Below are 12,695 nucleotides of genomic sequence, written 5' to 3'. Positions count from 1 at the left end.
ATACTTTGATGAACGAACTCTCTAGCCAAAAATGGCTCAAAAACCTTGGTGAAGTGCTTGATCAAATTGAGCAGGATGCACAAAAAAATCAACATAAAATGGGCGCTTCTCAAGCCAAAACAGACAATATTCTGACGATATTTTTTGTATTTATCTTATTGTTTGCGCTGATTAACTTTTATTTTGTCTACGAATGGACGCAAGAAGCAAAAACCCTAGTCACTGAAATCGAGGGGATGCATGAGCACATTGCCAGTATGTCTTCGCAAATGGCAGATCTCTATCAAAGCATGCTCAGCATGCGTGAAAAAACCCAGTTAGTTCCGGTGATGAATGAAGAGTTGGGTAAATTTGTGTCGAATATGCAAACCATGACAACCTCAACGCAAGGCGTGAATGCAAGCCTTGAAACCATCAATACCTCGATGACGGGTGTTAACCAAGACATGCAAGTCATGAATGGTCAATTTCATCAACTTAACCAAACTGTTAACAATTTATCGTATCATGTGGGTGAAATGTCTCGCACACTCCCTTTACGCTAAGCTTCTGGAAACCTTATGTCACATTCTTCATTGCCAGTTTTATTTAACAAACAACCGATTTTAAGCACCCAAAATACCTTGCTAGGGTTTCACTTGTCCTTAGATGTGGTTGGGCAAAAAACGCTGGATGAAGCGCAATGGCAAGACGCGATTGCAGAATTAAATATTGAAGTCGAAAAGTCAGGTGGTTTTGACAACCTAACTAAAGGACTCAGAACCTTTTACTCTGCGCCCACTGAAACCCTAAAAGTGAGCAGTCTGCCTAACTTTTCTCATGACAATTTATGGATTGAAGTGCATTCCAGCGTCATTGAAAATAAAACCTATCTGACCAACCTCAAAGAAATCCTCGGCCAAGGCATTCGTTTGTCTATACAAGATTATCAAGGGTCTGAAAAAGATAAGAAATTACTCAGTATTGCTCATACCGTTAAGATTTCTAGCCAAGCACATTCGTTAGACCACATCAAAGTACTCACGCAAGCTCTGCCCAACAATACGGATGTTATTTTGACCCATGTCGATAATGAAGAGCTGCGCGAAAAATTGCTTGCCGCTGGCTTTACTCAATTTGAAGGCCATTTTTTTACCGAGCCGGTCATTGCCATACAAGCCAAGCCACTTGAAGGCAGTCGCTTAGCCCTTGTTAAACTCTTAGCATCGCTCAACAACCCTGATATTACTTTTGAAGAAGTTGTGAACCTGATTAAAACCGATGCGGTACTCAGCCACAAACTCCTGTCTGCCATCAATCATCCCAGCAATGACTTACCACATTTCATTGATAACCTTAAAGAAGCCGTGAGTTTTATGGGGCTTAAGCGCCTTAAGTTTTGGGTGAATATGATTATGATGTCGCAAGTGGATGACGTACCCAAAGAACTCCTAGCAACTGCACTGATTCGCGCCAAATTTTTAGAAGCCGTGGCTGTGCACACGGGTCATCAAGTAGATTCCGAACGCTTTTTTATGGTCGGACTGTTTTCAACCCTTAACGCCTTTTTAAAAGTGCCCATGGTTGATATTGTTGACAAACTGCCCATCACTGACGAAATCAAAATTGCACTCACCCAGCAAAAAGGCTCTATGGGTAAAGCGCTATTTATTGTTCGAGCCTTAGAACAAGGAAATACCCAATTTATTATGATGGGTCACGAAGGCATGAATATTATGGAGATTTCATCCAGCTACATGAAAGCCAGCGGCTGGGCCAATCAAACGCTGTCTGCGCTCTAAGTGGCTCTATGATTAAAGTACTTTTAAGCCAATAAAAGCCTAAACGCAAACACGCTCACCACTGAAGCGGTAAGCACCCAACCAAATGTTTTTTCAACTTTTGCGGGGTCTTTGTCCCACACCAATAGCTTTAAAAATGTCGCCACCAAAGTGATGAGCGCAACCCCCAACATTTCAAGCCCATGAATCGGTGCTTGGCCACCGATGCCTTGCGATGCCAATATCACCCACAAGGTCAGCGAAAAGGGTGTTACGGCTAACAATAAGGAACTTTGTGGAATCACTCGGTTGGTTTTGACCCACACGGGAATTAATATCGCCACTGATGCCACCGTAATAAATAACATAAAAAATAACATGCTGCCTTCTCTCCTTAATTTTGTTCAACATCATAGCAGAATTGGCTTAAATTGAAATCTTCTCCCATCAACTGCACCGAATGGCATAGTATTAAAAGAATTGATTATCCGTTTGCTCACAATCTTTTAAAATGCCTTATTAATTTTTAAAAACCTACAACTTGGCAGACCCCGCATGGACGCACAAATCACTCAACTTTTCAGTCAACTTAATGATGCTTATTTAGGCCAACCTCTGAGCCAATTTTTACAAGGCGACGATCAACACCTCACCCTAACCTTACCCTATCCAGCTCAGGGTGCAGAAGCCGATTTGCGTGCTAAAATTGACCAGGCCTGGTCAAATTTAGGCTTAAAAATGCCACAAATAGACTTTGCTTACGACATTATTGCTAACCGCACAGCTTCCAAGCACCATCCGATTGCGGGTGTTAAAAACATTATTGCCGTGTCTTCGGCGAAAGGTGGCGTGGGCAAATCGACCATTACCGCCAACCTAGCCTTGGCTTTGCAAGCTGAAGGGGCCCGCGTGGGAGTTTTGGATGCTGATTTATATGGCCCCAGCCAAGCCAAAATGTTTGGTATTGACAATGCGCGCCCCGAAATCAACGGCAAGAAAATGAAACCGATTTTGGCGCATGATATTCAAATCGCCACCATCGCTAACCACTTAAACCGCGAAGACACCCCACTTATTTGGCGTGGCGCGCAACTCAATTCAGCCTTACAAACCCTTTTACATGACACAGAATGGGACAATCTTGATTATTTGGTGATTGATATGCCGCCAGGTACGGGCGATGTGCAACTGACCATCTCGCAACAAATTCCAGTCGCTGGTGCCATTATTGTATCCACGCCACAAGAGATTGCCTTATTAGATGCCAAAAAAGGGCTAAAGATGTTTCACCAAGTGAACATTCCGATTTTGGGTGTGATTGAAAATATGAATATGTTTATCTGCCCTAAATGCGGTCACGAGGAACATATTTTTGGGCACGATGGCGCGCAACTCATGTCATTACAATATTTGGTGACCTTTTTAGGTTCGTTGCCATTAGACAAACGCATTCAAGAAGAAACCGATCATGGCGCGCCTACGGTCTTTAAAGACCCTACCGCCAAAGTGTCGCTACTATTTAGAGATATGGCGCGCAAGGCAGCGGCGTCTTTAATTTTAAAAGCTGCAGAACTCGAAGCCGTGGTGCCACAAACAGAACAAGACTTAATGAGCGGGCAGATTAAAGAAATTAAATGGAATGTTTAAGCCATTGAATTTAATCTTTGAGTGATGCTGATGCAAGCGATGCTGGATTTTTTAAGCTTTAAAACCTTCATCACACCCAATATTCTGATCGGAATGTATTATTTTGGTGTGGTGTTGGTGCCTGTTTTTAGTTGGCTGGTTGCGCGCTGGTTAGTTGGTAAGTTTAAACGGTTGCAACCATTGCAACAGCTTGCCCAACAAACCTTAACCAACCGTTTTAAACAACTCAGTGTTAAAGACCAATTCTTAATATTGGGGCTGGGATTGAGCATCTTTTTAATGATGCAACTGACTTGGCGAATGATGTTTGAAGCCATACTGGCTTATTTTCAAATGCGCGATTATTTGCAACTCTTAAGCCAATCCATTTCATAAACGCTTCTACAAGGGCAAACTCAACTGTACATACACCTGCTGATCGCCCAAGTTTTTATCCAAACCTTGTGCCACGCCCAAGGTTAAGGGCAATAAGACAGAATCAAACCCTATCAAGGCTTCTGCACTTAACTCAAAACCGACCCCGGTATAAAAATCAGACATCGCTTGTCCCTGAGAACTGACTCGGCCGCTATCGGCAAATACCTTGCCATAGACCTTACCAACCCCAATCGGAAACACCGAGCCCCCATCATAAATTTGCGTTAACGGAAAACGCAACTCAAGCGTGCCTCGTTCCATCCATGTGCCTTGTAAAGCGCTGGAGGCATTATAACCTCGCAAATAAAACTCACGTTTTCCAAGCTGAGTGGTTTGTCCCAAAGCGCTCAAACTGTCTAAATTGCCACCCAATTGAAAAGGCTTAATCCCATCATCGCCCTGCCCCAATAATCCAGCCAATTTTAAAACCTTACCTTTGCCCAAATCAAAATAGCCCGCCAACTCTGCTATGCCTGCCACCCCCTGATGGTCGGATGCGCCGACATAGTTTTCAAGCGTGAGATTGAGCTGATAACCATCGGTGACTGAAATGCCATGTGGATAAAGATGCACATTATTCCATTGCAGCGTGCCGCCCACCAACTGGTTTTGCGACGATTGCACCAGGTTATAATCCACCCAATGGGTATCCACCGTTTCTTGCGCCAAGCCTAAACCCATCTCCAAAGTGCCTTCGGTGGTGTTTTTGGGATAATGCGCCAACATCTGAAAGCGTGTTGCAGCATCGTAATTGACCAAGCGATTGGTGCGACTGCTAAATCTCGGTAACGCAGTTTGACTGGCACTGAGCATCAAACGATTGTAAAAATCGTAACTGAGCGAACCACCACCCAAAGTTTGGTTGTCGAGAAATGTTAAGGTTGGCATAGCCGCCCAACGGTGAAAACCCAATACATCTTGCCCAGTTAACAATGCCCCTAGAGCGGTGTAATCATTGGCGGCTGACCAAAAAGGTGTCCAACCCACGGGTTTTAAGGTGTCTAAGGGCTGATAAGGCTGAGGGGATTCAAGTGCGAGCGCAGGCGCATGATTTGCAATCAAGCGGTTAAAGTTGGGTAAATCACCCGTTAAAGACACCGCATAATTGCTTGGCGTTGTGATTTGCGGTTTGAGTAATGCTATCTGTTGCCCAGTTCGCGAATATTGAGTTAACCAAACATCCTGGAATTTAGGCGAAGGGTTCAGTGCAAAGTCCACCACATACCCTAAACTTTGAGTAACTGGCTGAGCAGTTTCAGACCCCATCGCAAGATAATACAGCTCTACCTGATGACCATTTTCGGCATCGCCAATGTAATAAAGCGACAGGCCATCGGCACTGAATTTAGGTTGGCGTGGTTTTTGGGCATTTTGTGTGAGCGCCTGCCATTGCAAGGTTGTAAGATTAAGCGCTTCCAACTGCCAACCGGTTTTTGGCCGTTTAACACTGGCTATTATTGTTTGTCCATTAGGCGCAACGCTTAAGTCACCTAAAGCTTCGCCTAACTTTAACTCTACCAGAATTTTGGGGTTAAACAAACCGGCCTTTAAATCCGCTAAGCTCAGTTCTAATAATTGGGTTTGCCCGCCAGACACCTGCACTGCCAGCAGCTTTTCGCCATTGTGCATCCAAACTGCGCGCGGTAAGCGTGCTCCGTGGGTTAAACGCTGCAGTTTTTGTGTTTGGACATTGAATAAATATAAGTCCGACCCTACTCGAGTGTTATCAAACACCTCGGAACGCTGAATCAACAAACCTTGTTGATCATGCCATTCTAAGCCAATCACCTTATCCAACTTGAGCAACACCGTTTGCTCACCTTGGGCAGTGACCTGACGAATTTCCGGTTGCGTTATCATGTCATTATGATAAAAAATCACTGCATCATTGGCAGTTGCCGTGAGAAATTGATTCAAATAAGGATCGGTCACTAGGGCTTGTGCAGGCGATTGCTGTGGTAATAATTTGGTAATTTGCGGCTCAAAGCGTTGGGTTAAATAGGCTTGGAATTGCTTCCAAAGATTTTCAGCACTCAGTCCAAAGGTGCGTTTGGCGCGCTGATCCATGCGCCACGGAATGACATTGGCATTATAGTTAGTGATATATTCCACCACCTTGTCTTTGCCATAGGTGTCTTCAATAAACTGATAGAAATAAGCCCCATACAAATACACCTGGCCAAACGGCCAGCGAGAATTGTTATACCCCTCATAACTTTCAGCACTGTAACTACGCAGCCCCGCATAGACTTCTTGGCGCATTTTCGCTTCATAAGTGGCATTGTAATTGCGACCAAAACCGTTCATAGACTCGGCATAAATAGCAATTCCCTCAGACGACCAATGGGGTGCAAACAATTCTGGAAATGCAAACAAACTCATCATGCCACCGCGTCCGAAAATATCACGCACATTTTCCGCCGTGCCAGACACTTGATCGTGATGCAACAAATGGGTGTATTCGTGGGTAAACACCTGCTCAATCCAACCGGTTTGATCCATTAATTCGCCATCGACTGGCGCATTCATGTAGATAAAAAAGCGGTTATAAGGCAAGGGCGTGGCAGCACCATTTGAGTCGTCCACCGAATCATTAATCACAATTTGCGTTTTGGCTTTAGGCGTCCATTTTAACCAAGGTGACAAACGCGCATGCACCCCTTCCGCAAGGCTGGCCATGTCTAAGGCAAAGGCATGGTGTTCGGGTTGATAATGAATTTGAAAATGCGGCGTATTCAGCGTTAACCAATCTTGCGTGACATCAGGTTGTAACAAATTGATGTCCGTTACCAAGGGTAACAACTGGGCTTGAGCCGAAGGCAAAGTGCTTAGATTAAGACAAAGTGCGATAACTAGCGGTGAAAGTGAAAATGTCCGGGGCAGCTTAAGCATTGATAAAACTCATTTAAAACCGTTAAAAAGGCAAAAACAGTCGCAAATTTAACCAGGCCTGGTTGATTCTGGCTGTTTTATAATTCATTTTAGCGGTTTTTTAGAGTGCCGAGCGCCTTTAATTAACGGCTAATTGACGGTTAATTAACTGCGCCATTTCGAGAGGAAATCTCGGCGACTGGATGGTTGCGTCAGTGCTGCCTCTTGCTCCGCTTGTGAGGCTTGTGCCAGTTGTTCAGCGGCTAATTGCTCTGCTTCTAACTTAGCGTAGTAGTCTTGTTTAAATTGGATCACTTGTGCCCATGCGGCAAAAGCTGCTTCGTTACTGGCATACTTATCCATGACCTGCACCAAAGGTTGTAACAAATAATGGCCTAAGTGCGGGTCATAATTGAGATTGCCCTTTAAAGACTTGCCCGCCAACTCAAAACTTTTTAAAGGTCCAATCACCACATAGTTTTGATTTTGTCGCGCTTGGGCGGTCCAATCAGCATCCACTTCGATGGCTGGTGTTTGTAAGGGCATATAAATATTGGCCAGCATCCAAGGCGTTAGCAAAAAGCCTGTTACCCACCCTTCCACATATTTAAAACCACGCAGTTCAACACTTAGGTTACGATTAACGCCCATCCAAGCATCGGCAAAAGTTTGTTGATAGATGGTTTGAAACGCCTGAGTAATCTGCTCATGCGCTTCTCTTAAAGACTTGGCAGGTAAGGTTTGCCAGTCGCCATTGTCGCTAAAGTCGCTAATGGGTGAATCGGTTTCGGCCATCTTAATGCATCTCGAATAAGGCTTCTAGGCGCTTGGCATAGTCACGATAAAACGCGAGGTCGCTGTGAATGCGGATGGCTTTGGCAAATTTAGGAATCCAAGTGTGTAGATGCTCTAAAATTTCTACCAAAAACACTTCTTGTTCACCATAGTTTTCTAATACAAACGCTAAAAACTCCAACTCTGAACCCAAATAATCTGCGGGTAGTTCTGCATCGGGTTTGTAATTGACTTTGTTATAAAGGCTTTGTATGGCATGGGTGGTTTCGCCCATCATGCGCCCTTCTGCCCAAACAGATTCAAAGGGGGCACATTCCGTTTTTGGGTGCCCTGAAATAAACAAACGGGTATGTTCCATTTGCCATCTTTCTAGCGGTAAGTTTTCAATTTCAGCCACTGCTTCATTCGATAACCACGTTAACTGCGGCGCTAATTCTTGAATGGCTTCCATGGATTCTTCGCAAGGTTCCCCTAACAAACCTGATAGAACAATCAATTCTTGTATTTTTTCTGACATACGATTCCTTTCGTTTTTTGAATGGCTTATGAATAAAAAGCCCCCAAAACGGGGGCTTATTATACATCATAATTTATAGAATATTAGTGTGGGTACGGCAGTTCGTACATACCGGCTAACAACATATAGTGTCTTAGGATGTAACCACCCATCAATACCAACAAGGCCGAAACGATAACTAAAAATCCGCTGGTTGGAATCTTGTGAGTCACCATTGCTAAATTGATTAGGAAAGGCACAACTAAACCAAGTGCAATAAAACCATACAACCAAATTGGGTCAGAGAACAAGATGTTGAACGACACCAAGCTGTTAGAAGTCCCTTGCGATAGGTAGAAATAGAAGGCCGCAATAATGACCAACTCAATCCCAATCAACCAAGTATCTAGGCGCTCAAATCCGTGACGCAACTCATGGTCATTGGCACGCACCACCACATATTGCAAAATTAACATCACAGCCAAAGCCGTTGAAGTGGCTGATACCGTGAACAACACAGGCACCCCAGGGTTATGCCATAGGTCTACTGCTGGGAAAGACTGCAATAACATACCGGTATAAACAGCGGTGAACACCGACATAAAGACCGTACCCCAAGCCATCGGGCCTGCATATTTAGTACCAAACCATTTGAAGAATTTAAGCAGTTGACACCAGCCCAAAAACTTTGGCGTTGGGATGTGTGGCAAGGTGTAAACCAAGCCCCAAATCATGCCAAAAATAATTGACCAAGTACCCCAAGCAATCCAAGCATCCGGTTTACGGAATACGCCTAACAACACATTCCAAACCGCTAAATGATCGAGTAGATGGTAAAACAACATCCCCGAACCAATCGATAACATAGCAAAACCGGTTAAGTTCCCCCAAATCATCAGTTGCGTATTGTCTTGACCATAAACCTTTAAACGGTGCACCAGGGTTGAGATTGCCATCACCATGGCACCCATGCCCCCCAAAAACAAATAGACGGCGACTAACCAGTTCCATGCTTCTTGACCAAAATAGAACATGATTACACCTCCCCTTTGATTTGGTGTGCTTGAATATCTTGCAGTTGTGCAAATGGACTATCTGCATCAAATAAAGACGCGTGCTCGTGCGCTGCGTGTTCAGCAGCTTTTTCAGGTGTAAAAGTACCTGCTGGCGCGCCCATTGGGTTTAACCCACCTTCTGAGTTTTGACCTTGATAACCAAAATCAGCTCTTTCATAAGAAACGGTTTGTTTTTTCACCGGAATGTAATACACATTAGGTTTAGTCCCTAAATGCGCCATTAAGGGTTGGGCAATCCCTGATTTGATTAACTGAGTAACCTTATCATTGGGGTTGTCTAAGTCCGCAAACTGACGAGCATTCCCAACACAAGTTTCTACACAAGCAGGCAAACGACCATCTTCAACACGGTCGCGACAGAAGTTACACTTATCGACACCTGGGCGGGTTTTCTTTAAAGTTTCTTCGCCAAATACTGCTTTTTTCTCAGTGTTGTCTTCGTAATCTAACGCATAACGCTCGTCATATGGACACGCCAAGGTACAGGCTTGACAACCCATACAAATATCGTCATCGACTTCAACAATCCCATTGGGTAACTTATAGGTTGCTCCTGTTGGGCAAACGGTTACGCAAGGTGGGTTGTCGCAATGGTTACACAGTCTTGGGAAAAACACGCGAACCGCATCTTCATCCGTTGAACCTTGACTTAAATCGTGAACTTTCGTGCGCCATTTATCTGACCAGAAAGGCGTTTGGTTTTCGATCGCACAAGCTGCCATACAAGCATTACAGCCTGTACAGGTGTTTAGATCGATTAACATTGCATAATGAGCCATCCGTGATCTCCTTTAAACTTTTTCTACCGTAATGGTGAATTCTTGCGAACGGAATCCTGCCACGACTGGGTCAATTTTATAACCAATGATTTTATTGATTGCGCTTCCGAACCCTGAGGCACGGCTTAAAGCTTTGTTTTCTGTTCCAAAAGAGGAATACATAAACACGGCTTCTGGCTGCACTTGTTTGGTGACATAGGCTTTGCCCTGTACATTCAAGTTGGCGTCTTCATTATTGGTCAGTTTGATTTGGTCACCGGTTTTTATGCCCATTTTCTCGGCACGAGCTGGGTTAATCCAAATCCCTGTGTAAATATCTTCTTTAAACACATTGATGGCGTGTAACACTGGGTTGTTGGCATTGGTTGAACCATGCGATACCGTGGGTGACTTACCATAGGTAAAGTAAAACTCTTGCTCACCCAACATTTTGTCGTGGAAGGTTTTGGGTCCAAAAATACCTGATGGGAAATGCGTTGCCAAAACACCAAAGTTAGGCGCACGAGTGGTGCTTTTGCCACGAATGTTTTCAAACAATCCAGAATAAAACTCTAAACGACCAGAACGCGTAGGCACTGGCATTTTTTGTGGCATGGCCGCTTCTTTAAGGAGCTCATCCATGGTTTTAATGTAGTAAACACCCTTTTCACGCAGAATTTTTTCAAGCGCTTCTGGGGTTTCACCCACATTCGATGCCGCCAATTCAAACCCTAAACGACGGAAACCTTGCGCATAAGGATCTGGCGTACCTTTTGCCACTTCTTCTGCTATATATTGCTTAGCTGTTTTAGCTGAAATACCTGCTAAAGATTCAATCGTATTAAAGTAGGCTTCAACACCTGCTGCACCTGAAATAATCTCTGTCATCTTGAACATGACATCGGTGACTTCTTTGGTGTCGTAAAGAGGATCAATCGCTCTAAAACGCGTTCTTAGGTTTAAGTCTTGGTTAACACCGCCACCATAAACTGCAGGCTCATCACGCTCTAAATAGGTTGAGTTTGGCAAAATAACATCGGCATAAGCCGTTGTATCGGATGGCAAAACATCCATACACACCACACACTTCATATTGTCGTGTTGCAAAATGTCTTTCCACATACCTTCAGGGAAATAATGGTGTACTGGGTTAGCACCGTTGATAAACAAGGCTTTGGTTAAATATTGTTCGCCTTTGTAAATCAATTCACCCTTCACAGATTCTTCTAAACCGGTGTCAGCCATCACAGGTAATGACACCCAAGGCTTGCCAGCCGCTTTTTGTTGTTCTGCAAATGCATAAGCCCAAGCAGGTTTGCCATGGTTAAAGTTTTTAGGGTTACTGAAAACATCGACCACCATTTCTGCAAATGGCATACCGGCAACCGTTGCTAATGGATAGGGTTGAGTTTCACCTTTCATGCGAGCGTGATGTGCTTTTTCAACTTTTTCACGCACTTCACCAGCGTTAATCCAGCCACCTTTCACATCAATACCACCCACCAATGTTTGTAACATGGCTTGGGTACGACGCAACATTTGCACATTGTTATAACGTGCGCCCATCCAACCTGGATCAATAATCGAAGGTTTGATATGCGAATACTCATAAGCAATACGCACGATGTCTTCTGCTGGGATGGTGGTGGTTTTGGCCGCAAACTCAGGCGTGACATGTTTAATCTCGTCTAATTGCGCTTCAAAAACAGTTTGCACTGCTTTGCCATTAAACGTAAAACCTTCTGGTAAACGCAATACTGGAATCACACGCTTGCCATTGATATCACGGGTATTTTCGTTATCGTGAGATTTAACCCATTGTGCTTGCTCTGTGACTTCGTCCCAAATGGCAAAATTGCCTTTGGCATCACGCACAATTTGCCACTCGCCATCAGCATCTTTGGTAATAAAGAAAGGCAAGTTGGTGTGTTTAATACAGAATTCTTTGTCGTAATAATCTTTAGACATGATTTCGTTCATCATGGCCATGGTGAAATCTAAATCCGTACCAGGACGAATACGCACCCATTCGTCAGCCTTGGCAGCGGTTTCTGATAAACGTGGGTCTAATACCACCACTTTAGCTCCACGCTGAATCCCTTCTGTGGCACGAACAACACGCGCCGTAGAAACAGCACCCATCGAGCCATTGTTGGCGATGTACATGATGTAACGCGCATTATCAAAATCAGGCAGAATTTCATCGTGGATGTTGAAGTTACCTGTTACCGCATCGGTACCTAAGTGACCTGTGGTCACACAGTGTTGCATGGGCGAGGCGACAATGTTTGGAATTTGGTTGGCCATAGAGAAAGCCACAGCCCAATTCATATAGAAAATACAGTTAGTCCAACCACCGACCGTGGTCCATTCCCAAGGTTTGACACCTTCAGAGTTTTTAGAGATATAAGCATAGGCTTCTTCCCAAGAGGCTTTACGGAAAGCCATTTCGCCACGCTTAGAGCCTTCTACACGAATCAAGGGCGTCTTGATACGGTCTGTATCATAGGTTTGAAAGACACCTGATTGTCCACGCGCACAAGCACGGCCGCGGTTTAGGGTAGAGTGAGGATTTCCCTCTAATTTTACAATACGACTATTTTCGCCATCCGTGAGCGTTCTGATTTCAATGTCACATAATGATGAGCAGAAGTTACAAATCGTAAAATTGATTTTTTCTTTCATCTCTTTACGTTTGCTATCTGCAAACATTAAATCATCCCAAGAAGGAAGATGTGCAGAAGCAATTTTAGAAGTGGCTAAAGTACCAACTGCAGTAGCGGCGGCTGCGCCTTGTAAGAAGGTTCTGCGTGTGAGCTTAGGAAATTTCCAGGCCATAAACTTATCCCTGTTTAATGAGAGCCATTTTGTTTTA

11 protein-coding genes are annotated in these 12,695 nt (G+C 44.2%); 4 read left to right on the top strand and 7 right to left on the bottom strand.

Annotation, left to right across the window (positions count from 1 at the left end; all coding sequences use genetic code 11):
• The first annotated feature begins 8 nt into the window (after positions 1–8).
• Both THMIRH_RS05515 and THMIRH_RS05510 read left to right on the top strand, forming a co-directional pair.
• Complete coding sequence (locus THMIRH_RS05515; protein WP_173291155.1) at positions 9–545, top strand: hypothetical protein; 537 nt, start codon at positions 9–11, stop codon at positions 543–545.
• Between the two features lie 15 nt (positions 546–560).
• Positions 561–1,781, top strand: a complete 1,221-nt coding sequence (locus THMIRH_RS05510; RefSeq protein WP_173291154.1) for an EAL and HDOD domain-containing protein — start codon at positions 561–563, stop codon at positions 1,779–1,781.
• Positions 1,782–1,804: 23 nt separating this feature from the next.
• Here THMIRH_RS05510 and THMIRH_RS05505 read toward each other — a convergent pair whose 3' ends face one another.
• Complete coding sequence (locus THMIRH_RS05505; RefSeq protein WP_173291153.1) at positions 1,805–2,140, bottom strand: hypothetical protein; 336 nt, start codon at positions 2,138–2,140, stop codon at positions 1,805–1,807.
• 175 nt (positions 2,141–2,315) lie between these two features.
• Between THMIRH_RS05505 and apbC the strand changes: the two genes are divergently transcribed.
• Both apbC and THMIRH_RS05495 read left to right on the top strand, forming a co-directional pair.
• Positions 2,316–3,407 (top strand): iron-sulfur cluster carrier protein ApbC, encoded by a 1,092-nt coding sequence (gene apbC / locus THMIRH_RS05500; RefSeq protein WP_173291152.1) that lies wholly within the window; start codon positions 2,316–2,318, stop codon positions 3,405–3,407.
• 30 nt (positions 3,408–3,437) lie between these two features.
• A complete protein-coding gene (locus THMIRH_RS05495) occupies positions 3,438–3,782 on the top strand; it encodes a DUF4282 domain-containing protein (RefSeq protein ID WP_173291151.1) in 345 nt (114 codons plus the stop codon).
• A gap of 6 nt (positions 3,783–3,788) precedes the next feature.
• Here the strand turns inward: THMIRH_RS05495 and THMIRH_RS05490 are convergent, their stop codons facing one another.
• The 6 genes from THMIRH_RS05490 to THMIRH_RS05465 all read right to left on the bottom strand — a co-directional run bounded on the left by THMIRH_RS05490 (position 3,789) and on the right by THMIRH_RS05465 (position 12,658).
• A complete protein-coding gene (locus THMIRH_RS05490) occupies positions 3,789–6,716 on the bottom strand; it encodes a BamA/TamA family outer membrane protein (RefSeq protein ID WP_173291150.1) in 2,928 nt (975 codons plus the stop codon).
• Positions 6,717–6,860: 144 nt separating this feature from the next.
• A complete protein-coding gene (hybE, locus tag THMIRH_RS05485) occupies positions 6,861–7,490 on the bottom strand; it encodes a [NiFe]-hydrogenase assembly chaperone HybE (protein WP_173291149.1) in 630 nt (209 codons plus the stop codon).
• Position 7,491: 1 nt separating this feature from the next.
• Positions 7,492–8,007 carry a TorD/DmsD family molecular chaperone gene (locus THMIRH_RS05480; protein ID WP_173291148.1) on the bottom strand — a complete coding sequence of 172 codons (516 nt, stop codon included), beginning with the start codon at positions 8,005–8,007 and terminating at the stop codon, positions 7,492–7,494.
• 83 nt (positions 8,008–8,090) lie between these two features.
• Positions 8,091–9,020 carry an NrfD/PsrC family molybdoenzyme membrane anchor subunit gene (gene nrfD / locus THMIRH_RS05475; protein ID WP_173291147.1) on the bottom strand — a complete coding sequence of 310 codons (930 nt, stop codon included), beginning with the start codon at positions 9,018–9,020 and terminating at the stop codon, positions 8,091–8,093.
• 2 nt (positions 9,021–9,022) lie between these two features.
• On the bottom strand, positions 9,023–9,841 hold the full coding sequence (locus tag THMIRH_RS05470; protein ID WP_173291146.1) for a 4Fe-4S dicluster domain-containing protein: 819 nt from the start codon (positions 9,839–9,841) through the stop codon (positions 9,023–9,025).
• Between the two features lie 12 nt (positions 9,842–9,853).
• On the bottom strand, positions 9,854–12,658 hold the full coding sequence (locus tag THMIRH_RS05465; protein ID WP_173291145.1) for a molybdopterin-dependent oxidoreductase: 2,805 nt from the start codon (positions 12,656–12,658) through the stop codon (positions 9,854–9,856).
• Positions 12,659–12,695 lie beyond the last annotated feature (37 nt).

This window comes from Thiosulfativibrio zosterae, from assembly GCF_011398155.1.
Taxonomy (GTDB): Bacteria; Pseudomonadota; Gammaproteobacteria; order Thiomicrospirales; family Thiomicrospiraceae; genus Thiosulfativibrio; species Thiosulfativibrio zosterae.
Note: the sequence above shows the minus strand (reverse complement) of the source record. Positions and strands in the feature narration are given on the sequence as shown.